This window comes from Variovorax sp. Varisp85 (assembly GCF_047304045.1).
In the GTDB taxonomy this organism is placed as follows: domain Bacteria; phylum Pseudomonadota; class Gammaproteobacteria; order Burkholderiales; family Burkholderiaceae_C; genus Variovorax.
In genome coordinates this window covers 1-22274 of sequence record NZ_JBGLYN010000026.1, presented here as the reverse complement: position 1 = coordinate 22274, position 22274 = coordinate 1, and the positions used below count along the sequence as shown (strand labels likewise).

Here is a 22274-nt window from a genome sequence, read left to right as displayed (position 1 = left end):
TCAAGGCTTGCCGGTCGGGATCTCGACGTAGCTGCGCGCATGCCAGCGCACGCGCACGGGCCATTTCGCGTCGGCAATGGTTTCCGAGTTCACGTCCTTGCCGCTGCCGTAATTGACCTGCCGGTCGGGGCGCCTGTTGAGGCCGATCACCAGCACGATGCGGCTGCCCGCCGCGAGCCTGCAAGCGGTGACCCGCTCGGTGGTGAAGGCCAGCAGCTGGCGCTCGCCGGCCCGAAGAAGCCGGCGGCGCACGCGATGGCCGGCGTAGCTGGCGCGGAAGTCGTAGGGGTCGAACAGCAGCTGGTGTTCGCCGCTCGCCGTCTGCTCGTACAGCGAGATGTGGAAGTCCACGTCCTGCCGCGAGGGTGTGATGTCGAACACGCCGCGCAGGCTGCCGGCGATCTCGGTGTCCGAAGGCAGCGGGTCACTGACAAAGCTGATGCCGTTGCGCGCCGGCACTTCCTTCACGCGCAGCGCGTCGGGCCACGGCATGCCCACGTCGCGCCGATCGGCGAGATCGACCGAGAGCCGCGCGCTGCCACCGCCTTCGGACGGCGACGGCAACAGGCGGTGCGGGTCGTCGCGCCCATTGGTGTCGAGATAGAGGCGCAGCGGCGTGCGCTCCTGCGCGTCCAGCGTCGGCACATGGCGCCACTGGTCCGCGCCCATCACCTGGTAGTTGATGCGATCCAGCAGCAGGGAAGGCTTGTTCGCGCCCTTCAGGATGTGGTCGAGCCATTGGTAGCGCAGCTCGGGCAGGTCGACGCGCGCGACGGGGTCCAGCGTGTAGCCGCGCAGCGTCGGCGCCGTGCCGCGGCGGATCGAGGTCGCGTCGTAGGGGCCAAGCAGCAGCGTCGTGTCGGCCTGCGGCCGGTTGCGAAGATGCTCGTGGTGGAAGTAGAGCGCGCCGGCGTCGGCGCCGTAGTAGCCGGCGAAGCTGAGCACCGGGATGTCGATGCGCGCGAACTGCTCCGCCGACGGCAGGAACTTCTGCCAGTAGCGGTCGTGGCTCGGGTGCGTCAGCCAGGCGCGGATCAGCCTGCTGCGCCTGCCCAGCAGGACGCGGTCCACGTCCCAGTAGGGGCGATTGCCGCGATGCCAGCGCGCGTCGAGTGCCTGCCATACCGCGTCCGGGCCGGCGTCGGCGTCGATGCCGGCCTGCAGGGGCTCGGCATCCGCGTGCTCCTGCGCCCAGCGGACCATGGCGTTGCGGAAGATCTGTCCGGCCATCGGGAAGTCGATGCCCGGCGCCATCGGCGCGATGGTGGCGATGGCCTTGAGCGCCGCCGGCCTCTTGCGCGCGGCGGCCCAGGCGGCGTAGCCGGAGTAGCCGTCGCCGAGCATGGCAACGCGGCCGTCGCTCCACGCCTGCCGGGCGATCCAGTCGATGACGGCGGCGGCATCTTCGCCGTCGCGAATGAAGGGCCACACGGCGCCCTTGCCGTCGGGCGTGCGTCCGCGCACGTATGCCGTGACGCCGATGTAGCCCCTGGCGGCGCTGCGCCTGGCGTCGTCCTCGGCCGGGTCGAGCGTGAAGCGCAGCAGCGTCGACAGCGCGCCGTCCATGCGGCCGGGCCGGACCACGCTGGCATGGATGACGCCGCCCCGCACGGGAATCCTGACGTCGGCCTCCGCCACGTAGCGGCTGCCGTTTTGCGCGGCGAACAATTCGGGCAGCAGCGCACCGAAGCTGCGGCGCGACTGGTACGAGAGCCAGGTTCGCACGAGCGCCAAGGCCTCGGCCTCCGGGAGGCTGCCCTTCGCGCGCCAGAGATCGAAGGCCTGGCGCAGCGGCTCCCTGTATGTAGCCGGCGGAATCTCGAGCCGCGCCATGACGGCCTGGGCCTGCGCGTTGTCGAGAGGCGACACCAGCTCATGGAACGAGCGCGCGTAGGCTTCGGCGAAGCCGAGGCGCCCGTCCGCCTCGAGCATGCGCGCATTCGTATAGATGCCATCGAGGATCGCACGCTCGACCAGGCCGTCGAAGGGCTTGCCCTGGCGCCGGTCGCGCAGGGAGCGGCTGCTGTCGTAGGCCGCACGGTAGGCGCCGCTGACGATCTGCAGGGCGGTGACGTTGGCCAGGAAGGAATCGGTGTCCGCGTCCTGGTACACCGGCAGGATGCGCTCGGCCAAGTCCCGCATCAGGTCCGCAGCGGCGGCATCGTCCGGGTCGCGCGGCGGCCGGAAGCCGAAATCAGCCGCCCGGGACCCGGTGGGCCAGGCGGGCAGCGCAAGAGCCAGCCGCATGAGGGCGCGGCGCGCACGGCTGACGGTTGGCAGGGGGCGTCTCATGGTCGCTGCTCCTCGGGCACGGCGTGCGGCGCTTTGACCAGATGAACCACCTGCGTGAACAGCCGGTCGTGCGCCTCGCCGGCCGAGCCTATGTGAATGATGCCCGTGTGGGTGAGCTTGCCAAGCACGCCGATGATGAGTTCGAGCGTGTCGTCGTCGAATGCGCTGAAGGCCTCGTCCATCACCAGCCAGGGCGGCGCCTGCAGCACCACGCGGGCGAAGCCCAGCCGCAGCTGCTCGTCCATGCTGAGCTCGCTTTCCCAGCGGCCCTTCCTGTCAAGCAAGGGTTCCAGGCGCTGGAGGCCCACGCTTGCCAGCGCGGCCACCATGGCATCTCTGGGATAGGTCGTCGGCTCCATCGCATACGACAGCACTTCGGCCAGCGTGCCGCGGGGAATGTAGGGCGTGCCGCGCGGCATGTAGTGGATCGTCTCGCCGCCCGGCCGGCGCACCGTGCCGGAGCCCCAGGGCCACAGGCCCGCAAGCGAGCGGAACAGCAGCGTCTTCTCGGCACCCGGCGTGCCGAGGATCAGCACGCGCTGGCCGCGGTGCACGACCAGGCCCGAAACGTCCAGCCGATCGTGGCCGCTCCAGGAGCGAACCTCCAGCGCTTCGATCGCGAGCGTTCCGCCTTCGCCTTCCTCGTAGGCGATGCGACTGCCGCTCGCCCGTGCCTCCAGATCGGACGCCAGCATCCGGCGCAGGTCGGTGACACGCAGCAGCGTGGCGCGCCAGTCGGCAATGATGCTGAAGTTGTCGACGAACCAGCGCAGCGACGACTGCGCCTGCGTGAAGGCCGCGGCAGCCATCATCAGGCCGCCGAACGAAACCTTCCCCGAGAAATACAGCGGTGCGGCCACCAGCGTCGGCGCGATGATGGTGATCCAGCCGAAGCCCGCGGTGACCCAGGTCAGGTTGGTCAGCCCGAGCACCACGCGCGACGTGGCGCGCAGCACGCCGCCGAAATGCATGGCGACGCGACGCTTCTCGTCGGCCTCGCCACCGGCCAGGGAGATGCCGTCCAGATGCTCGTTGATGCGCGTCAGCGAGAAGCGCAGTTCGCCTTCGCGCGCGTAGCGCTCGGCGTTGCGCGAGATCAGGCCGTTGCCGACCCAGTAGGTGACCAGCGACCCGGCCACCGCATAGACCATCGCCGCCCACAACATGAAGCCCGGCAACACATGGTCCTGGCCGTCGAAGAAGATGCTGAAGTCCTTGGAGAGCACCCACAGCACGCTCGCGAAGCTGCCGAACAGCATCGTGGCCTGCAGCAGGCCCACGCCGAGGGTGACCGACAGATCGCACAGCTTCAGCGTGTCGTCGTGCATGCGCTGATCCGGGTGGGCACCCATCGGGCCGCTGGCCTGGAGCCAGAACGCCCGGCGCGGCTGCAGCCACAGCCCCACCAGGTCGTTGACCACTGCCTTTCGCAGCTTCAGTTGCAAGGTTTCGCCGAGCCACCGCTGCGCGACGTTCAAGACCAGCAACGCGCCCGCAATCACCGCGAAGACGCCGACCTGCACGATGAATTCGCTCAGGTCGCGGCGCGAGATCGCGTCGTAGAACGGCTTGTTCCAGCTGTTGAGCTCGATCTGCCCATACGCCGTGAGCGCGACGACCACGACGATCGCGCCCATCAGCGCGACAAGCGTTTTCGCGACCGGGGATACGCGCAAGGCGCCGAGCAGCTCGCCGACCTGGCGGAAGACGCCGGTCCTTGCAGCCGGCTCGGCAGGGTCGCCTGGCCTTGCGCTCATCGTTACCGCGATGCCTGAGAGGCGGCGGCCGCGATGCGGCGCGCGAAGACACACGAAATGAACGCGGCGTGGCTCCAGGCCAATTGCTTCGCCGAGGTCTGCGCGCCGCTGTGCTGATCGAACTGCTCCGACAGATCACCGCCGGCCGGCGTGTAGGTGCGTACGGTGGCCAGGTAGGCGTCGCCGCGCTCCATCCACTGGTTCCCATGGCGTGCATCGCCGCCCAGCACCGCGGCGCGGAAACAGAACTCGGCGGCACCGAGCGTCGAGAAGTAGTACGCGCCACCCGAGCAGTACACGTCGCCGGCGTACCGGCCCATCGCCGTGCCACGGCCTGCGGCACGGCCGTGGTTGATCGGATAGGCAGCGTCGAACAGTGCGTCGAGCCGCGCCAGCGTGGCCTGCATGCGCAGATCGACCGGGCTGTGCGAGGCCTCGGTGCCGAGGCTGTGGATCGCCGACAGGATCACCGCGATGTCCAGCGCCTTCGGACTGGGCCGGCCATCGGCCAGCACGCGCGAACGGTAGTAGCCGTGCGTCGCGCCTTCCTCATCGACCCAGTAGCCATCGAGCAGGCGCAGCACGGCCTGCGACTCCTCCCGGCAGCGCTGCGCCTGCGCCGCGTCGCCCAGGCCCTCCAGCCATGCCGCGCCTTCGGCCAGCGCTGCTGCCGAGACGCGCAGCGTGTAGTAGTGATGGCCGCTTTCCTCCTCCCAGATGTCGAACGACGGCTCGCGCCAGTGGCGCAGCGTGAAGCCGAGGTCGAAGCGGATCAGCGGCGCGACCTCGGCCAGCAGGGCCGCGTCGAGGTGCCCGCCGGCCACCCAGCGCAGCAGCGCCAGCGCTCGCAGCGGCGGCCCGTCGTGCTGGGGGCGCGCCCAACGCAGGACATCGAGCGTGCCGTCGGGGTTCACCCGCGTCTCGGCGGCGACGGCATCGCCGTGGACGCCCGCGAGCTCATGGTCCTCGCGCAGGTACTGCAGCAATTCGGGAGCCACGCGCGTCCTGCGGTCCTGCACCGCGGCAATCGCGCGGCCGTCGAGTGCGTTCAAGGCAAGACTGAAGCGGATGAAGTCGCGCAGATGCTGCAGGGCTTCGGCGCCGATGCGTCGCTCGACGTAGAGCAGGCGCAGCGCATCGATGACGACGGCGGAATCCCGGAACCAATGGAAGAAGTAGTCCGGGTCAGGGTCGTAGTTGCCGAGCACCGGCGAGGCGACGATGGCACCGGCGACCGGCCGTATGGTCTGGCCGAAGCCTGGGCGATGCTTGACGATCGACACCGGCGAGACGCTGGACAGCATCGCGCTCGCCGAATGTGAGAGCTGTCCGTCGAGCCAGGACTCGAACGCCGGGTCTTGATGACTCGCCACGCCGAATGTCACAGTGCCGGTGACCCGAGGTGCGGGCTGCTGAAGTCCAGGCGGCGCAGCCCGGCCTGCACCTCGGGCACGCTCATGAACAGTTTCCAGAGCAGGCCTGTGCGATGGTTCTCCATCATCACGACGATCGGGCCCTGGTCGATGGCGAGAAAAGTCTCTGCGAACCAATCGCGCCGTTCGCAGAACGCATCGACGAAGCCGTAGTCCTTCCACAAGCGCGTGCCATGCACGGTGAGGAAATGCCGCAGAACCTGCATCACCTCGGTGGGCGCATACGGCAGGCTGGCCAGTGCGGCCGTCGGCGAAATGGTGCCGTTGTCGACGTCCGGGGCGTGCGCGAGGTAGCCGTCGGGGTCGTCGCTGGCGGTCAGGCCCCAGCACGATTCGCCGTAGCCCGGGTGGCCATGAGGATTGGCGATGCAGTGTGCACGGTTGATCTGCAGGTGGCGGCAGTTGAGATCCCAGTAATCGGCGTAGCGATCCTTCAGGCCGTGCGGATCGAGGCCGCAGAACGAGTAGTGCGTGAAGAACAGCGGGCCGCCATACGGCATGCCCAGCGGTATCTCGATGCCGTAGTACGACCGGCCGTTGAGGAAACCAGCCCCCGCCGCAAAGCCGCGGTGGTACACCCGCGGATCGATCGCATGGCGCGGCGCGGCCGCCGCCAGCAGATATGTGATGAGGCACTCGTTCCAGCCGCGCACTTCATGGTTCATCGCCCAGCCGTGGTTCGGGCTCCAGTGCCAATACAACACGTCCCGTCCGCCCTGGGTGAACCAGTTCCATTCGACCTCGTGCCACAGTGTGTCGATGTCACTGCGCAACCGGCGCGCCGCGGCCGTGTCCTCGCTGAAATACTGGCGCGCACAGAGCAGGCCCATGCAGAGGAACGAGGTCTCGACCAGATCGCCCGCGTCGTCCTTGGGGCTCATCGGGATCGTCGCGCCGCTTGCTGCGTCCATGAAGTGGGGGAAGGCGCCGTGGTAGCGCCTGGCGCGGAAGAGGGCGTCGCGCATGCGCCCCAGGCGCTCCAGCGCTGCGTCCCGCGTGACCCAGCCGCGTTCCACCGCGACGATCATGGCCATGATGCCGAAGCCCGTGCCGCCGATCGCGACCCTCTCGTCGGCCAGGTCTTCGCCCGTGGCGCTGACGAGCGTGCGGCGGTCGAGTGCCAGGCCGCTGGCGGCATCCGCACCGTCCCAGAAATAGCGGAAGGTCTGCCGCTGCACGGCGTCGATCAAGGCTTCATCGGGCAGGGCAGCCAGTGCCCTCGGGTTCCTGTCATCCTTCTGCACGAACAGTTCCTTTCGTTGTCGTCCCGGGTGTCACGGTTGGTTTTCATCGAATCATCGGCGCCACGCGGCCGACGGTTCCCCCGCAGCATGCCATCATTAGGTCCCCTGGGTTCTATTCGAAATCCCTGATGATGAGTCGCATCGATTCCCTCATGGCCCGGATGACGCTGCCCGAAAAGCTCGGCCAGCTCACGATGACGGCCTCCAGCTACACGGTCACCGGACCGGTGCTCGCGGGAGACTCCACGCAGTCGATCATCGACGGCACCGTCGGCAACCTGCTGAACATGGTGGGCGCCGGTCCCACGCACGAGATGCAGCGGCTGGCCGTCGAGAAGTCGCGGCTGGGCATTCCGCTCTTGATCGGCCTGGACATCATCCATGGCCATCGCACGCTCTTTCCGATCCCGCTCGCGGAGGCCGGCGCCTTCGACGACAAGCTCTGGGAGCGCACCGCGCGCGAGGCCGCGCGCGAAGGCGCGGCCGACGGACTGGCGATGACCTTCGCGCCGATGCTCGACGTATCGCGCGACCCGCGTTGGGGCCGCACGGCGGAAGGCCCCGGCGAAGACCCGTGGCTCAACGCGCGCATCGCGCAGGCCAAGGTGCGCGGTTTCCAGGGCGCCGACCTGTCGTCGGCCGAATCGCTGGCCGCCTGCGCGAAGCATTTCGTCGCGTACGGCGGGGTCGCCGCGGGGCGCGAGTACGCCGCCGTCGACATCTCCGAGCGCACCTTGCGCGAAGTGCATCTGCCGGGCTTCGCGGCGGCCGTGCGCGCCGGCGTCGCGACGCTGATGCCCGCCTTCACCGATCTCAATGGCGTGCCGATGACGGCGCACATTCCCTTGCTGCGCGACTGGCTGCGCGGCGAGATGGGCTTCGAGGGCGTGATCGTCAGCGACTACAACGCGATCGCGGAACTCATCAAGCACGGCGTTGCCGCCGATCTCGTCGATGCCGCGGTACTGGCGCTGAAGGCCGGCGTCGACATCGACATGATGGCCGACGCATACCGCAAGGGCCTGCCGGTCGCGCTCGAGCAGAGGCGCGTGACGATCGAGGAGATCGACGCCAGCGTGCGCCGCGTGTTGCGGCTCAAGGAACAGCTCGGACTGTTCGACGACCCCTACCGCCGCGGCGCGACACCGGAGCCCGCGGCGGTTGTCGCCGAGCGGCGCGCGGTGGCGCGCGACGCCGCGCGCAGGGCCATCGTCATGCTGAAGAACGAGCGTGACACCTTGCCCTTGTCCGCGGCGGCCAAGGCACTGTGCGTCATCGGCCCGCTGGCCGACGCGAGCACCGAGATGAAAGGCCCGTGGTGGGGTGCCGGCGAACACGAGCCGGCCGTCAGCGTGCTTGCCGGCTTGCGCGCCGCGCTGCCGCAGACCGACATACGCCACGCGCCGGGCGTTGCTATCGAGAGCGACGACGACAGCGGCATCGAAGCTGCTGTCGCGCTGTGCGAGGGCGCCGACGCCGTTCTGCTGTGCCTGGGCGAGCGCGCCACGATGAGCGGCGAGGCGGCCAGCCGCGCCACGCCCGCGCTTCCCGGTCGACAGCAGGCTCTGGCCGAAGCGGTGACGGCCCGCGCGCGTGCGCTAGGCATCCCCGTCGTCGCGATCCTGTTTTCGGGCCGTCCGCTCGTCGTCCCCTGGCTTTCCGAACACGCCGATGCGCTGCTGGCTGCGTGGTTCCTCGGCGTCGAAGCGGGCCATGCGATCGCCGACGTGGTCACAGGCCGGGCATCGCCCTGCGGCCGCACGCCGATGAGCTGGCCGCGCGCCGTCGGACAGGTGCCGATCCACTTCGGCCAGCGTCCCACCGGCCGGCCGATGAATCCCGCCGACTACTTCACGAGCAAGTACCAGGACGTCGACAACACGCCGCTGTATGCCTTCGGCCACGGACTGACCTACGGCCGGTTCAGCTACGACGAACTCCAGGTCGAGCCGCGGCGCGTGCGCGAGCAGGACGCGCTGAAGATCAGCGTCAGGCTGCGCAACGTTGGCGTGCGCGAGGCTGAAGAGACCGTCTTCCTGTTCGTGCGCGGAAAGGTGAGCCGTGTCACCCGGCCGCTGCTGGAACTCAAGGGCTACGCGAAGCTGCGATTGATGCCCGGCGAAGCCGGCGCGGTCGAGCTGGAGTTACCGGCGTCCGAGTTGCGTTACCTCGGGCCGAACCTGCTGCCCTTGTTCGAGGCGGGCGAGGTGGAGATCCTTGTCGGGCCGAGTGCCGAGCAATCGGGGTTGCTGCGTCGGACCATTGAATTGGGTTGAAACCTTGGCGCTGAAGGAGACCGGCCGTTTGTGAGCGGGGCGTAGGTAAGGGGGCAGCCAGCCTGAAGCGGGCATCCTCGAAGGGCGGTTACGCAGCGATCGCGGTCTGTCGTGCGTCTGCAATTGACGTCCGCTTCTTGCTGATGAACTGCCCTTCAACGCGGCTGCTCCGACTACCAGCAGGGAGAAAAGCTGGCCACAAAAGCCGGGGCGATTCAGTTCGCCCTGTGCTGTTAGCCTTGCATGGTCGGCAGGGCCTCTGCCACGCCAACTCCGGCCATCGTGCCCAATTTTAGAAGTGAACTAACCATGACCAGCCCGCTGTACAACGCCTCCGTTCCCGTCATGCAGCAGATGCTGCGCGCCCTGTCCGACGTGCTCAAGAAGGCCGAAGACCAGGCGACGCAGAAAAATATCGATCCGAATGCGCTGCTGCAGGCGCGGCTGTTCCCTGACATGTTTCCGCTGGTACGTCAGGTACAGATCGCCGCAGACTTCTCCAAGGGCATTGCCTCCCGCCTGGCTGGTGCCGAGGTGCCGTCCTGGCCCGACACCGAGGTCAGCTTCGCCGACCTGCAAGCGTTGATCGCCAAAGCTTTGGCCCATATCGGCTCCTTCAAGCCTGAGCAATTTGATTCAAGCGAGAGCCGCGAGATCGTATTGCGCCCCGGCACCCCCAAGGAAAAGAAGCTGACCGCAAGCGCATACCTTCTGCACTATGGACTGCCGCAGTTTTTCTTCCACGTGACCACCACCTATGCCATCTTGCGCCACAACGGTATGGAGATCGGCAAGCGCGACTACATGGGGGCCTACTGACTCAAGACAGACAGGCGTTCGGCCACTCTGGCCACTGCCGCTCGAAGTGCAAGCGTGCACGGCAACCCCAATGTGTTGACGCGCGACATCGGCACCTCATCGCTGGCGCAGGGTTGCGCGGGGCAACGCACTACGGTGCAGGTCGCGCGCTACGACGGCGTGCTGCCACCGATTCGCGCCTTTGAGCCGCCAATGACGGTCCTCCGAGGGGCCGTCATCACCCGATGAAGGCCCCTTGAAGGCGCCGCCCTAGAGCCTGGGCCTGCCGGCACTCGAACGCGGTGTTCAACGGCCAGCGTACGGCAGCGACGAGTGATGCACGACGATGCGCAGCTTGCCGGCACCGTCCTTCACGAAAGTCCAGGTCTTGTCGACCGTGGTGACCTTGCCGTCCGGGTCAGTGAACAGCACGTTACCCAGCGTGCTGGCCACGTCGCCGTGGATGAGCACGGCACTGTTGGCAATCTCGCATTTGGTCCAGCCCTTCAGGGCGAAGCCGGTGTCGTTGGGAAAGGCAGGGTTGCCGCCCACGAAGTACGCCAGCGCGCCGTCGCGAGCGGTGCGGAAGGTCTGCGGCGATGTCGTGAGCGTCGGCTTGAACAGCACTGCGCCCAGCTGGTAGGCGTAGGCGCTGTCGATGACCTTCTCGGCCAGCGCCCTGGCGGCCGGCTGCCCTGCGCTGGAATTCGCAGCACTGATGTCGACCAGCGCCTTGCACCAGGCCTGCTGGGCCCCCAGGACTTCCGCTTCCGTGATGCTCCGGTCGACGACTTTCTCCTTGGCGGCGGCCGGCAAGATTGCCCCGGCGATCAGGAGGCTGGCGATGGCGCTGGGAATGAATTTTTTCATTTGGGTCTCCAATTGAAGTAGTTGGATACCGGAGCGGCCGGGTGGGTCGAGCCGAGACCCAAAGTGCATCGATACGACATGCACAAGACATGATGCGCCGGCTGATTTGCTCTGAGTAAAAGATGCAAATGAAATGATTGGTTGTGCATTCGCGAGATAGTCAGGCGTGCAGGCCTGTCTCGCAACAGTCTGAAGCGGGCGCACACGAAGGACGGCCATGCAGCGACTGCCAGCCTTCGAAAGGCTCGCTCGAATAGGTACTATCGGCCACGACCGGACCTTCGGAGCCAGGACCCAACAATGCGAATAGCAGTTCAAAAGCTTGTCGCTCTTGTGCTCGCCTGCATCGCCCTTGGTGCAGCGCACGCAGAATGGAGTAACGAGGAATTGGAAGCCCGGAATCTTCCCAAAGCACAGTGGAACGCGATCGCCAGGGGTGATTTTGCGCAATGCCAAGCCGACGCTGCGGCAGTCAAGAAGCAGGCAGTCCCTGAGCAGCACGGGTGCCCAGAGACCATGGCGCCATATCTGTATCAACAGTGCATCAGTGCCAGCAACAGTCTCAGAGCCGATGGCGAACAACTGAAACAGGACATCTTGATGGGCTGTATGGCCCGCAAAGGTTGGGCTTGGTCCGACAACTAACCGACAGCGGCACCCGGCCAGAACCGGCTCTTCGGCTCTGACCGGAATCTAGTCAAAGCCAATGACGTACAAGACATGGTGAAGCGCAGCCGAAACTCGGCAGAGGTATTCACTTCTGCAACTCATGTGCAACCTCCCGGCGTATCAACTACCACACAGACTTCATGCTCTTCAAAACAGTGCTCGTCTCCATCGTGCTCGCTCTCGCGGGTTGCGCAGTTCAAACAGTGAATCTAAAGCCTGTGTCAGGCGTGGCAGCGCGCGCGCCGGCAGAAGACTTCGTGCACGAGGGTGTCGCGGGCCTCGCGAAGGTTCAATATGCGCTCGCGATAAAAGCAGGCCGATACGTACCCGTCGGCCAGAATGAAGCGGGTACATTCTTCTTGAGTGAGCAGTCGGACAACTTTCGAATTTTCTATTTAGAGCGCAAGAGATTTGATGGAAAGCGACTCATCGCGGTGTATTCCGGCGGGATGCTTATTCCGCACAGCGCATCTGCATCACCGAGATTCTTCATCTTGCTGGGAACCGAGAAGCTGGTGGTTGTGAGTGATGCTTCTATCTCCAAGTTCGCACATGGAACCGGCCACCCGGCGGCCGACATTACTTCCGAGGAGATGACTGCGCATCTTGAACGACCTGCTATTCCATTTGATGGCGCAGTAGCCTTCTTGATTCGGGACTTCGAAGGAAAGGGCTTCACATTCTGGGGACCACAAGACGAAGCAGAACGAGCCGCAAGATCTTGGCTGCTTGACACTCGCAAGCTGTAGGGGAGTGCCCGTCTGCGCCTCAACAAGAGGGATGGCGTTGGAACGACACGGTTCTGACCTTCAGGTCGAACGACTGCTTCCGGGGAGGCTTGATGTCCACAATGGGCCCTTTCGCGACGGTAGCGCGACCAGCTACAGTCGGCCAGGAGCCATAAACTGCCACGCCAAGGGAGGTCCGATGTCACAAGCAAACCAACTGCGCCCGTTTTCGTTCGTGCTGGCTGTGCCGGACCTTGAGCGAAACACCGCCTACTTCAGGGATGCCTGGGCTTTAAGGCTGAATACGCGCACCGACTTTTGCCGGAACTGTTTCATCCAGAGGGCTAACGTCAGCCCGATCGGGCGACCGCTCCGGCAGAATTCAGCCACAGTAGCGGACGGTCGGGCCTTCAAGCACATCTCATGAAAACAAGACTTCATGCTATTCGAGCCGACATCACTGGGCTGTCGGTCGATGCCGTCGTCAATGCAGCCAATTCGTCATTGCTTGGCGGGGGCGGTGTCGATGGAGCAATCCACCGCGCCGCAGGTCCTGAGCTGGTACATGAGTGCCGCTTGCTGGGGGGATGCAAAACAGGTGATGCAAAGATCACAAAAGGCTATCGGCTACCGGCCCGCTTCATCATTCATACGGTCGGTCCGGTCTGGAGGGGAGGGGTAAACGGCGAGGCGGACCTGCTGGCGTCCTGCTACCGAAAATCGCTGATGCTCGCAAACGAATACGGGGCGCGAACGGTGGCGTTTCCGAGCATCAGTACGGGCATCTATGGCTACCCGATCGAACGGGCTGCGCAGGTGGCCGTTGATGCGGTCCGCGCTGCGTTGGAAGAAACTTCGGTCATTGCAGAGGTCACGTTCTGCTGTTTTTCAGACGAAGACTTGGCAATTTACAGGTCTGTTCTTGGATAAGGTGGGTGTAGGCCTCCTTCTCACCATGGCAGACACTGAGGCCCGCCGCCGCGCTGTCCAACGGCCTAAGCCGGCCTCAACGGCGCGGCGAACCTGTAGGTATTGAGGACAAGGCCGGACGGCGTCGTCTTCGTGCTGGCGAGCTCGAAGGAACACCCCGGGGTCCCCTCGGCGAAGAAGCGCTTGCCCGTGCCCACCAGCACCGGATAGAGGATCAGCATGACTTCGTCCGCAAGTCCGTGCTCCAGCAGCGTCGATGTCAGTGTGGAACTGCCCCACAGAACCAGGTCCGGGCCAGCCTTCGACTTGATGCGCCGCACGCCCTCGACCGGGTCCGGCCCGACGCCCTCGAACGGCCCCCACGCGAGGCTTTCCGGGCGATGGGTGACGACGAACTTGGTGGCCGCATTCAAGCCATCAGCCATCGGACTGGCCGGCACCTTCGGCCAGTAGTCCGACCACATGTCGTAGGTGCGCCGGCCCAGCAGCAGGTCGAAGCGCCCGCCGTGCGCGGCGAGCACCTCGTCCCGGCCGGCGGGAGTCCGGTAGGGCGCCGTCCAGTCGGCATACGGGAAGCCGTCTTCGCCGGAGGACTGGATCACGCCGTCCAGCGACACGTGCTCCATGATCTTGAGCTTTCTCATTCGGGTCTCCGTGTTTGGTTGTTGGGCTTGGAGGGGATGAGGATGCTGAACCGCTCTCGGTCTTCGCGCAACTCCGCCGGCCTAGGAGTCAGGCGTTGCTCGCGCGCGCCATCTGTGGCTCATCGAAGCGCTCGGGAGTCTGAGGCGAGCCGGCCAGGTCCGCGCGGGCGAGCTGGAAGCAGTCTGTTCCGGCGGGAAGCTCGATCTCTCCCAACAGAGGCAAGCCGTCTTCCTGAATGGCGCCCGCGACGTAGTGCAAGGCGCGCAAACGCTCGTCCAGTTGTTCGCCTGGGACGAAGACCAGCGCGATGCCGGCTTGTCCGACTCAGACCCCGCACCGCTCTTCGACGCATGCCAGCGCGCCTCGCCGCAGCGACTTCTCTCGGCAACGCCGGGCCTCCTTCACGCGCGGATCGAGTCCAGTGCGAGGCGCTGGCGGGGTAGGGCCGTCACCTTCCTTTCACATCGGCGGCATCCTGTCGAACTTGGGCAATGCCGGGTCCAGAAAATCCCATCGATGTCCGCGCACGGCATACGTGACCGCCTGTGGCTTGTACCGGCCAGGGTCGTCGAGGCTCGCGGCGTGCACCGTGAAGATGTCGGGCATCGCCGCAAAGGTCATGTACACGGGCGAGCCGCAGTGCGGGCAGAACGCCCGGGTCTTGACGTTGCCGCTGTCGCCGACCATGTCCCACAGCGCGGCCTGGCCGCTGTGCTTCACGCCGCCACGCGGGAAGGTGAGGTACGAGCCATGGCCGGTGCCGCTCTTGCGTTGGCAGTCGCGGCACTGGCAGTCGTTCTGGAAGATGGGCTCGGCTGAAATCTCGTAGCGGACTGCGCCGCATGCGCAGCCGCCGGTGTAGGCGTGGGTCATTTCCTGGTTCCTTCGGGGTGTGCTTTCCGGCGGCTCTGGCCGGGTGCAGCCAATCTAGCGGGGGCACGCGTGTCGCGGGGAGTAACAAGTTCGTCGCGAGTCGCTTCGCCGAGCCGGCTGGATGCCAGGGCCGCCATTTGAAGTGCTTACAACTTCGGCGCCATCCAGTCTGCTGCCAGACGGTAAAGTTCCCGTCTCCGGTTTCGGATCGTCCGCGGCCCTTTTTTCCACCGCCTCCCGCTTTTCCGCTCGCCCCCCATGTCCAACCTCATCGTGCACGGCGGAACGCCGCTGCGTGGCCGCGTCACCCCCTCCGCCAACAAGAACGCCGTGCTGCCGGTGCTCTGTGCCACCTTGCTCACCTGGGAGCCGCTGCGCCTGCACGGCGTGCCCGACATCACCGACGTGCGCAAGATCCTCGACATCTTCCGCACCCTGGGCAGCGACGTGCGCATGGACCACGAGACCGGCACGCTCGAGCTGCACCATCGCGAGACTGCCTTCGACGCATCGCGCCACCGGCTGCCGGAGGAGATGCGCTCGTCGATCATGCTGGTGCCGCCGCTTTTGGCGCGCTTCGGCGTGGCGCGGCTCGAGGACAACGTGAAGGGCTGCACGCTCGGTGTGCGCGAGATCGATCCGCACGTGGAGGTGTTCCAGCGCTTCGGCGGCGAGGTGGAGCGCACCGAAGGCTCGCTGCTGGTGCGCAGCGCGGGCCGCCTCACGCCCACGGACCACTGGCTGGACTACGCCTCCGTCACGACCACCGAGAATTTCGTGCTGTGCGCAGCCGCAGCGGGCGGTACTTCGACGTTGACCAATGCGGCGTCGGAGCCGCACGTGCAGGAGTTCTGCCGCTTCATGGCGATGATCGGCGTGCGCATCGAAGGCATGGGTACCTCGCGGCTCACTGTGCACGGCGGCGGCACGCTCAAGGGCGGTGAGTTCCGCTTCGACGAAGACTTCCACGAGATCACGACCTTCCTGGCGCTGGGCGCCATCACCGGCGGCGACGTGGTCGTGCGCAACAGCGCACCCGAAAACTTTCCGCTGCTCGACCGCACGTTCGCGAAGTTCGGCGTGCAGATCGTGCATGAAGACGGCTGGTCGCGCGCCATCCGCAGCGGCCCGCTGAAGGTGCAGACGCCTTTCACGAGCAACGTGCTGACCAAGGTGGAGGCGGCGCCGTGGCCTTACTTTCCAGTCGACCTGCTGCCGATCTTCATCGCGCTGGGCGTGCGCGCGCAGGGCAATGCGATGTTCTGGAACAAGGTGTACGACGGGGCGCTGGGCTGGACGGGCGAGTTGTCGAAGTTCGGCGCGCACGTGTTCTCTTCGGACCCGCACCGGCTCATCACCTTCGGCGGCAATCCGCTGACGCCGGCCGTGGTCGAAAGCCCGTACATCATCCGCGTGGCGATCGCCTTGTTCATGGTGGCGGCGAGCATCGAAGGGCGTTCCGAGATCCGCAACGCCACGCCCATTCGCCGCGCCCATCCGCGCTTCGTCGAGAACCTGCGCAGCCTTGGCGTGCAGGTGGAGTGGACGAGCGAGGAGTGAGCTGATCCACGGGCGATGGCCCTGTTGCGGGAGGCAACTCCGCCTTGGCGGGAGAATCGGCGGTATCCGACACAAAAGGAGCGCCTTCATGACCACGCTGCAGCAGATTCTCGGCACCGAACTCCCGTTGATCCAGGCCCCGATGGCCGGCATTCAGGGCAGCGCGATGGCCATCGCGGTGAGCAACGCAGGCGGCCTCGGTTCGCTGCCTTGCGCCATGCTGAGCCCCGAGGCCATGCGCAGCGAGCTCGCCGCGATCCGCGCGGGCACCGACAAGCCCTTCAACGTCAACTTCTTCTGCCATACGCCGCCCGTGCCGAGCGCCGAGCGCGAGGCGGCGTGGCGCGCCGCGCTGGCGCCTTACTACGCCGAGTTCGGCATCGATGCGGCCGGGATTCCGACCGGGCCGGGCCGCAACCCCTTCAGCGCCGAGGTGGCCGAGCTGCTGGCCGAATTCGCACCGCCGGTGGTGAGCTTTCATTTCGGACTGCCCTCCGAGGCGCTGCTGGCGCGGGTGCACGGCTGGGGCGCGAAGGTGCTGGCCTCGGCCACCACGGTGGAAGAGGCGCTGTGGCTCGAAGCGCGCGGCGCCGATGCCGTCATCGCCCAAGGACTGGAGGCCGGCGGGCATCGCGGCCATTTCCTCTCGCACGACCTGACGAGGCAGCTCGGCACTTTTGCGCTGGTGCCGCAGGTAGTGCATGCGGTGAAGGTGCCGGTGATCGCGGCCGGCGGTATCGCGGATGCGGGCGGCGTGGCCGCGGCCATGGCGCTGGGCGCTGCAGGCGTTCAGGTGGGCACGGCCTACATGCTGACGCCCGAGGCGACGACCAGCGCGCTGCACCGCGAGGCGCTCAAGGGCAGGGCCGCGCGGCACACGGCGCTGACCAATCTCTTTACCGGCCGACCGGCCCGCGGCATCGTGAACCGTGTGATGCGCGACCTGGGGCCCATCGGCGAGGCCGCGCCGGAGTTTCCACTGGCCACCTCGGGCATTGCGCCGCTGCGGGCCAAGGCCGAGGCGCAGGGCAGCGGCGATTTCTCTCCGCTGTGGTCGGGGCAGAACGCAACCGGCTGCCGCGAGGTGCCGGCGGCCGAAGTTACCCGCGCGCTCGCGCAAGGCTTTCACGCAACCGTCTGAAGATCCATCGATGCCTCAACTTCACTTGCCCCTCAAATTCCTCGAACACGCGGCCCGGCCCGAGGCCCGCGAACCCTGGCTGCTGGTGCTGATGCACGGCGTGGGCAGCAACGAGCAGGACCTGTTCGGCCTCGCGCGGCTGATGCCGCCGCAGTTCCACGTGCTGAGCCTGCGCGCGCCGTATGTGCTGTCGCCCGGTGCCTACGCGTGGTTCGAGTTCCAGGTGCTGCCGAACGGCGAGCGGCAGATCAACGAAGAGCAGGAGCGCGAAAGCCGCTTCCTCGTCGGCGAGATGATCGCCTCGGCCTCGCAGCAGCTCGGCGTGCCGGCCGAGCGGGTGGTGGTTGGCGGCTTCAGCCAGGGCGGCATCATGTCGCTGTCGCAGCTGCTTACCAAGCCGCAGAGCGTGCGTGCCGCGATGGTGTGGCACAGCCGGCTGCTCTCGCAGGTGGTGCCGCACATCGCGCCGCCGGAGGCCTTCGAGGGCAAGGCGCTGTGGGTGAGCCATGGCAGCGCCGACAACGTGATTCCGCCGAGCGCCGCGCAGGCCACGCGCGAGCTGGCGCGCGGCTTGCCGCTGGCGCTGTCGGGCTCGGACTTTCCGGGCGCGCACGAGATCCGCCCGGCCGAGCTGCAGGGGTCGATTGCCTGGCTGCAATCGCTGAGCGGGCCCACCGACGCGGCCTGATTGCGCAGCTTGCGCGGCACGGGGCGACACAGGGCGTTACGCGGCCGTGGTGCCATGGAGCGCCCGATTGGTGCAACATGACCGGTCTCTCCGCATCACACACAGCCTTAGCAGAAGGAAAGTGCCGCCATGTCCGACCGAGATACCCCCGGCTCCGGGGACGATTCCCCCGAATTCCGGCCACGCCGCGAAATGCCCGTAGGCGCCATCGTCGCCTTCATGCTGGTGGTGCTCGGGACGGCCTTCGTAGGCTGGCGCTGGTATCAGCAGCAGCAACAACTACCCGAGGCCCCGCCGGTGGCCGCGGCGCCGAACGACGGGCTCGCGCCCGCACCGGCGCCCGTGCCCGCGCCCGAGTCCCTGGAGCCGCGCAACCCCATCGACGCGATTGCCGTGCCCGACACGGGGCTGCCTACCGTCACCGATTCCGATACGCGCGTGATGAAGGCGCTCGTCGACCTGCTCGGCAGCAAGAACGTGGCCGACTTCCTGAAGTTCGACGGTGTCGTGCGCCGCTTCGTGGCAACGGTCGACAACCTCGCGCGCGAGCAGGCGCCAGCGAGTGCGTGGCCGGTGCAGCCGGCCAGGCAGCGCTTCACCACCGCAGGGCAGGGCGAGAAACAGGTCATCGCGCCCAACAACGCCGCGCGCTACAACGCCATCGTGCTGTTTGCCGAATCGGTCGATCCTGCGAAGGCGGCCAAGACGTATGCCCGCCTCTACCCGCTGTTCCAGCAAGCCTATGAAGAACTCGGCTATCCGGGGCGCTACTTCAACGACCGGCTCATTGCCGTGATCGACCACCTGCTGCAGGCGCCGGAGCCCGCCGGACCGGTGCAGGTGCGGCTGGTCGAGGTGAAGGGCAATGTTCCTTCGCAGCGGCCCTGGGTGCGCTACGAATACGCCGATCCGCAGTTGGAGTCGCTTTCTTCCGGCCAGAAGATCATGGTGCGGGTGGGGCTCGAAAACGAACGCAGGCTGAAGGCCAGCCTGCGCGGCTTCCGCGAGCAGATCGCCACGGCCGGCTTGGCGAAGAAGAAACAGCCCTGACGCGCACGGTGCGCCGTGTAGGCGCGGACTGATTGCATGCCGCGCAGATGCCGCAGATGATTTGTTCCCAAGACCAAGATCTCGAGGACAAACGTATGAACCCGATGAGCGTCGACCTCTACCAGAGTGCCACCGATCCGGAGAAATTCCTCGCGCTTCCCGCGGGCGCCGATCCTGCCGAACTCATGGGCCCGATGACCTTCGACCAGGACTACGCGCAGGTCAAGCGATACCAGGAGGCATTCCAGTTCAACCCGTCCGAGGCCTATGCGGGCGTCAACGCGGCCAAGATCGCCGCGGACATCCTGACTGTGAAGTGGGCCATCTATCGCCGCGAATCCCCACCGAAGAAGGGCGCCGCGGCGCGGCGCGGCTGAACCCGCCTGCGGGCCTTCTCAGGCCTCTTCGGTTTCCTGGTATTCGCCCACCGGCACGCAACTGCAGAACAGGTTGCGGTCGCCGTACACGTTGTCGACGCGGCCGATCGGCGGCCAGTACTTGGCCTGCTTGAGTTCGGCCAGCGGGAACGCGCCGAGTTCGCGCGAGTAGGGGTGCGGCCACTCGGTGCCGAGCAGGCTCGCGGCCGTGTGCGGCGCGTGCTTGAGCGGGTTGTCGTCCTTCGGCCAGACGCCTTCCTCCACGCGGCGGATCTCGCCGCGGATGGCGATCATCGCGTCGACGAAGCGGTCGAGCTCGGCCAGAGGCTCGCTCTCGGTCGGCTCGACCATCAGCGTACCCGGCACCGGGAAGCTCAGCGTGGGCGCGTGGAAGCCGTAGTCGATCAGGCGCTTGGCCACGTCCTCGGCGGTGACGCCGCTGGTGTCCTTGAGCGGGCGCAGGTCAAGGATGCACTCGTGCGCGACGTGGCCGTTCGGGCTTGCGTACAGCGTCGGGTAATGGTCCTTCAGGCGCGCGCTGATGTAGTTGGCGCTGAGGATGGCCGTTTCGGTCGCGGCCTGCAGGCCCTTGGCGCCCATCATGCGGCAGTACATCCAGCTGATCGGCAGCACGGCCGCATTGCCGAGCGGCGCTGCGGAAACCGCACCGACGCCGTTCGATGCGACGCCGGCCGTCGCATGGCCCGGCAGGTACGGCACGAGGTCTTCGACCACGCAGACCGGGCCCACGCCCGGGCCGCCGCCGCCGTGTGGAATGCAGAAGGTCTTGTGCAGGTTCAGGTGGCTCACGTCGCCGCCGAATTCGCCCGGCGCGGCCACGCCGACCAGCGCGTTCATGTTGGCGCCGTCGACGTACACGCGCCCGCCGTGCTCGTGCACGAGCTCGCACAGTTCCTTCACGCGCGTCTCGAACACGCCGTGCGTGCTCGGGTAGGTGATCATCACGGCGGCGAGGTGGGCGCTGTGCTTCTCGCAGGCGCGCTTGAGGTCGTCCATGTCGACGTTGCCCTGCGCGTCGCAGGCCGTCACCACCACCTGCAGGCCCACCATCTGCGCGCTGGCCGGGTTGGTGCCGTGCGCCGACGACGGAATCAGGCAGATGTTGCGGTGGCCCTGGCCCTTGGCCTCATGGAAGGACTTGATGGCCAGCAGGCCCGCGTACTCGCCCTGCGAGCCGGCGTTGGGCTGCAGGCTGATGCCGGCATAGCCGGTGGCCTCGCACAGCCATGCGCGCAGCTGCGCGTCGAGCTGCGCATAGCCCTGCTGCTGCTCGGCCGGTGCGAAGGGGTGGATGTTGGCGAACTCGGGCCAGGTGATGGGGATCATCTCGCTGGTCGCGTTGAGCTTCATGGTGCAGCTGCCCAGCGGGATCATGCTGCGGTCGAGCGCGAGGTCCTTGTCCGACAGGCTGCGGATGTAGCGCAGCATCGCGGTCTCGCTCTTGTGGGTGTTGAACACCGGGTGCGTGAGAAAGGCGCTGGTGCGGCGCAGGTCTTCGGGAATGAGCGGCGCGGTGTTGGCGGCCAGGTCGTCGAAGCGCGGCATCGGGGTGCCGGCGGGCACGAACAGGGCCCACAGGGTTTCGATGTCGGCGCGCGTGGTGGTTTCGTCGAGCGAGATGCCCAGGTGCTGTTGCAGGCGCTGGCGCAGGTTGACGCCGCCAGCCTGCGCGCGTTCGATGATCGCGGCCGTGTCGTCGCCGGTGCGGATCGTCAGCGAGTCGAAGGCCGTGGTGTTGACCAGCTCGCGGCCCATCTGCGACAGGCCCCGGGCGAGGATGGCGGTGAGCGCCGCCACGCGCTGCGCGATGCGCGTGAGCCCGTCGGGCCCGTGGTACACGGCGTACATGCTGGCCACCACGGCCGGCAGCACCTGTGCGGTGCAGATGTTGGAGGTGGCCTTCTCGCGACGGATGTGCTGCTCGCGCGTCTGCAGAGCGAGTCGGTAGGCGGGCCGGCCGTGCGCGTCGACGCTCACACCCACCAGGCGGCCCGGCAGCGAACGCTTGAACGAATCGCGGCAGGCCAGGTAGGCGGCGTGCGGGCCGCCGTTGCACAGCGGCATGCCGAAGCGCTGCGTGGTGCCGCAGACGATGTCGGCATCGAACTCGCCGGGTGCGACCAGCAGCGTCAGCGCCAGCAGGTCGGCCGCGACGATGAGGGCGGCGTCGCACTGGTGCGCGTGGCCCGCGAGCGGGCGCAGGTCGTGCACGTGGCCGGTGGTGGCGGGGTATTGCGCAAGCACGCCGAAGAATTCGCCGCTCACCATCAGGTGCGGCAGCGTTTCCGACACGGTGCTCACCTTCACCTCGATGCCCAGCGGCGCAGCGCGCGTCCTGATGACTTCGATGGTCTGCGGATGGCAGTCGCCCGACACCAGGAACACGTTGCTCTTGCTCTTGACGCTGCGCTTGGCGAGCGTCATGGCTTCGGCCGCGGCCGTGGCTTCGTCGAGCATCGATGCGTTGGCGATGGCCATGCCCGTGAGGTCGCACACCATCGTCTGGAAGTTGAGCAGGGCTTCCATGCGGCCCTGCGAAATCTCGGCCTGGTAGGGCGTGTAGGCGGTGTACCAGGCGGGGTTCTCGAGCACGTTGCGCAAGATGACGCCCGGCGTGTGCGTGCCGTAGTAGCCCTGGCCGATGAAATTGCGGAACACCTTGTTCTTCGACGCCATCACCTTCAACTCGGCCAGCGCATCGGCTTCGGTCGCCGGTGCGGGCAGCCGCATCGGCTTCGCGCGGCGAATGGCCGCGGGCACGATGCCGTCGATGAGCTCAGCCCGCGTCTCCGAGCCGATCACGGGCAGCATGCGCGCCTCGTCCGCCGCATCGATGCCGATGTGGCGGGCGAGGAATTCTTCGGCGTTCTCTAGTTGTTGCAGGGAGGGGAGGGCGTGGCTTGACATGGCGGAGAGGTAGGG

At 66.9% G+C, this 22274-nt stretch carries 20 protein-coding genes; 11 read left to right on the top strand and 9 right to left on the bottom strand.

Annotated elements, in window-relative coordinates:
* From ACCC97_RS12715 to ACCC97_RS12700, 4 genes are read right to left on the bottom strand one after another with little or no spacing between them, the layout of a single operon-like run.
* Entirely contained in the window at positions 1–2292 is a 2292-nt protein-coding gene (locus ACCC97_RS12715) for a CocE/NonD family hydrolase (RefSeq protein WP_413333113.1), read from the bottom strand.
* Positions 2289–4049, bottom strand: coding sequence for an ABC transporter ATP-binding protein/permease (locus tag ACCC97_RS12710; RefSeq protein WP_413333111.1), 1761 nt, complete (start codon positions 4047–4049; stop codon positions 2289–2291). Before ACCC97_RS12710 ends, ACCC97_RS12715 begins: the two co-directional genes overlap by 4 nt.
* Before the next feature lie 2 nt (positions 4050–4051).
* Complete coding sequence (locus tag ACCC97_RS12705) at positions 4052–5422, bottom strand: glycoside hydrolase family 15 protein (RefSeq protein ID WP_413333109.1); 1371 nt, start codon at positions 5420–5422, stop codon at positions 4052–4054.
* An 8-nt stretch (positions 5423–5430) separates the two neighbouring features.
* Positions 5431–6726 carry a glucoamylase family protein gene (locus ACCC97_RS12700; RefSeq protein WP_413333107.1) on the bottom strand — a complete coding sequence of 432 codons (1296 nt, stop codon included), beginning with the start codon at positions 6724–6726 and terminating at the stop codon, positions 5431–5433.
* Between the two features lie 128 nt (positions 6727–6854).
* Between ACCC97_RS12700 and ACCC97_RS12695 the strand changes: the two genes are divergently transcribed.
* The 3 genes from ACCC97_RS12695 to ACCC97_RS12685 all read left to right on the top strand — a co-directional run bounded on the left by ACCC97_RS12695 (position 6855) and on the right by ACCC97_RS12685 (position 10049).
* Positions 6855–9002: a glycoside hydrolase family 3 N-terminal domain-containing protein gene (locus ACCC97_RS12695; RefSeq protein WP_413333105.1), complete on the top strand. Its 2148-nt coding sequence runs from the start codon at positions 6855–6857 to the stop codon at positions 9000–9002.
* A 309-nt stretch (positions 9003–9311) separates the two neighbouring features.
* Entirely contained in the window at positions 9312–9821 is a 510-nt protein-coding gene (locus ACCC97_RS12690; protein ID WP_062471023.1) for a DUF1993 family protein, read from the top strand.
* Positions 9822–9875: 54 nt separating this feature from the next.
* Positions 9876–10049 carry a hypothetical protein gene (locus tag ACCC97_RS12685; RefSeq protein ID WP_413333103.1) on the top strand — a complete coding sequence of 58 codons (174 nt, stop codon included), beginning with the start codon at positions 9876–9878 and terminating at the stop codon, positions 10047–10049.
* 57 nt (positions 10050–10106) lie between these two features.
* Here ACCC97_RS12685 and ACCC97_RS12680 read toward each other — a convergent pair whose 3' ends face one another.
* The gene (locus ACCC97_RS12680; protein WP_101488608.1) at positions 10107–10670 is read right to left on the bottom strand and encodes a hypothetical protein; all 564 of its coding nucleotides are present in this window, start codon (positions 10668–10670) and stop codon (positions 10107–10109) included.
* 300 nt (positions 10671–10970) lie between these two features.
* Here ACCC97_RS12680 and ACCC97_RS12675 point away from each other — a divergent pair, with 300 nt between their 5' ends.
* The 3 genes from ACCC97_RS12675 to ACCC97_RS12665 all read left to right on the top strand — a co-directional run bounded on the left by ACCC97_RS12675 (position 10971) and on the right by ACCC97_RS12665 (position 12997).
* Positions 10971–11315 (top strand): hypothetical protein, encoded by a 345-nt coding sequence (locus ACCC97_RS12675; protein ID WP_413333101.1) that lies wholly within the window; start codon positions 10971–10973, stop codon positions 11313–11315.
* Positions 11316–11479: 164 nt separating this feature from the next.
* On the top strand, positions 11480–12088 hold the full coding sequence (locus ACCC97_RS12670; RefSeq protein WP_007828126.1) for a hypothetical protein: 609 nt from the start codon (positions 11480–11482) through the stop codon (positions 12086–12088).
* Positions 12089–12490: 402 nt separating this feature from the next.
* Positions 12491–12997, top strand: a complete 507-nt coding sequence (locus tag ACCC97_RS12665; protein WP_413333098.1) for an O-acetyl-ADP-ribose deacetylase — start codon at positions 12491–12493, stop codon at positions 12995–12997.
* Positions 12998–13062: 65 nt separating this feature from the next.
* On the opposite strand, the gene ACCC97_RS12660 is transcribed toward ACCC97_RS12665, so the two are convergent.
* From ACCC97_RS12660 to ACCC97_RS12650, 3 genes are all read right to left on the bottom strand, one after another.
* Positions 13063–13641: a dihydrofolate reductase family protein gene (locus ACCC97_RS12660; RefSeq protein WP_413333096.1), complete on the bottom strand. Its 579-nt coding sequence runs from the start codon at positions 13639–13641 to the stop codon at positions 13063–13065.
* An 88-nt stretch (positions 13642–13729) separates the two neighbouring features.
* Positions 13730–13900 (bottom strand): hypothetical protein, encoded by a 171-nt coding sequence (locus ACCC97_RS12655; protein WP_413333094.1) that lies wholly within the window; start codon positions 13898–13900, stop codon positions 13730–13732.
* Between the two features lie 201 nt (positions 13901–14101).
* Positions 14102–14515: a GFA family protein gene (locus ACCC97_RS12650; protein WP_413333092.1), complete on the bottom strand. Its 414-nt coding sequence runs from the start codon at positions 14513–14515 to the stop codon at positions 14102–14104.
* Between the two features lie 258 nt (positions 14516–14773).
* On the opposite strand from ACCC97_RS12650, the gene ACCC97_RS12645 reads away from it, so the two are divergent.
* From ACCC97_RS12645 to ACCC97_RS12625, 5 genes are all read left to right on the top strand, one after another.
* Positions 14774–16075 (top strand): UDP-N-acetylglucosamine 1-carboxyvinyltransferase, encoded by a 1302-nt coding sequence (locus tag ACCC97_RS12645; protein ID WP_413315140.1) that lies wholly within the window; start codon positions 14774–14776, stop codon positions 16073–16075.
* Positions 16076–16163: 88 nt separating this feature from the next.
* The gene (locus ACCC97_RS12640; protein ID WP_007834432.1) at positions 16164–17216 is read left to right on the top strand and encodes an NAD(P)H-dependent flavin oxidoreductase; all 1053 of its coding nucleotides are present in this window, start codon (positions 16164–16166) and stop codon (positions 17214–17216) included.
* 10 nt (positions 17217–17226) lie between these two features.
* Positions 17227–17904 (top strand): alpha/beta hydrolase, encoded by a 678-nt coding sequence (locus tag ACCC97_RS12635; RefSeq protein ID WP_413315139.1) that lies wholly within the window; start codon positions 17227–17229, stop codon positions 17902–17904.
* 129 nt (positions 17905–18033) lie between these two features.
* Positions 18034–18954, top strand: a complete 921-nt coding sequence (locus ACCC97_RS12630) for a DUF3014 domain-containing protein (RefSeq protein WP_007834437.1) — start codon at positions 18034–18036, stop codon at positions 18952–18954.
* A gap of 95 nt (positions 18955–19049) precedes the next feature.
* Positions 19050–19331, top strand: a complete 282-nt coding sequence (locus ACCC97_RS12625) for a hypothetical protein (RefSeq protein ID WP_007834440.1) — start codon at positions 19050–19052, stop codon at positions 19329–19331.
* Between the two features lie 18 nt (positions 19332–19349).
* Here the strand turns inward: ACCC97_RS12625 and gcvP are convergent, their stop codons facing one another.
* A complete protein-coding gene (gcvP, locus tag ACCC97_RS12620; RefSeq protein ID WP_413333161.1) occupies positions 19350–22259 on the bottom strand; it encodes an aminomethyl-transferring glycine dehydrogenase in 2910 nt (969 codons plus the stop codon).
* Positions 22260–22274: the final 15 nt, after the last annotated feature.

Coding starts and splice junctions, on each gene's coding strand:
- ACCC97_RS12715 (WP_413333113.1), bottom strand. CDS start 2,292: ATGAGACGCCCCCTGCCAACCGTCAGCCGTGCGCGCCGCGCCCTCATG.
- ACCC97_RS12710 (WP_413333111.1), bottom strand. CDS start 4,049: ATGAGCGCAAGGCCAGGCGACCCTGCCGAGCCGGCTGCAAGGACCGGC.
- ACCC97_RS12695 (WP_413333105.1), top strand. CDS start 6,855: ATGATGAGTCGCATCGATTCCCTCATGGCCCGGATGACGCTGCCCGAA.
- ACCC97_RS12690 (WP_062471023.1), top strand. CDS start 9,312: ATGACCAGCCCGCTGTACAACGCCTCCGTTCCCGTCATGCAGCAGATG.
- ACCC97_RS12680 (WP_101488608.1), bottom strand. CDS start 10,670: ATGAAAAAATTCATTCCCAGCGCCATCGCCAGCCTCCTGATCGCCGGG.
- ACCC97_RS12675 (WP_413333101.1), top strand. CDS start 10,971: ATGCGAATAGCAGTTCAAAAGCTTGTCGCTCTTGTGCTCGCCTGCATC.
- ACCC97_RS12670 (WP_007828126.1), top strand. CDS start 11,480: ATGCTCTTCAAAACAGTGCTCGTCTCCATCGTGCTCGCTCTCGCGGGT.
- ACCC97_RS12665 (WP_413333098.1), top strand. CDS start 12,491: ATGAAAACAAGACTTCATGCTATTCGAGCCGACATCACTGGGCTGTCG.
- ACCC97_RS12660 (WP_413333096.1), bottom strand. CDS start 13,641: ATGAGAAAGCTCAAGATCATGGAGCACGTGTCGCTGGACGGCGTGATC.
- ACCC97_RS12650 (WP_413333092.1), bottom strand. CDS start 14,515: ATGACCCACGCCTACACCGGCGGCTGCGCATGCGGCGCAGTCCGCTAC.
- ACCC97_RS12645 (WP_413315140.1), top strand. CDS start 14,774: ATGTCCAACCTCATCGTGCACGGCGGAACGCCGCTGCGTGGCCGCGTC.
- ACCC97_RS12640 (WP_007834432.1), top strand. CDS start 16,164: ATGACCACGCTGCAGCAGATTCTCGGCACCGAACTCCCGTTGATCCAG.
- ACCC97_RS12635 (WP_413315139.1), top strand. CDS start 17,227: ATGCCTCAACTTCACTTGCCCCTCAAATTCCTCGAACACGCGGCCCGG.
- ACCC97_RS12630 (WP_007834437.1), top strand. CDS start 18,034: ATGTCCGACCGAGATACCCCCGGCTCCGGGGACGATTCCCCCGAATTC.
- ACCC97_RS12625 (WP_007834440.1), top strand. CDS start 19,050: ATGAACCCGATGAGCGTCGACCTCTACCAGAGTGCCACCGATCCGGAG.
- gcvP (WP_413333161.1), bottom strand. CDS start 22,259: ATGTCAAGCCACGCCCTCCCCTCCCTGCAACAACTAGAGAACGCCGAA.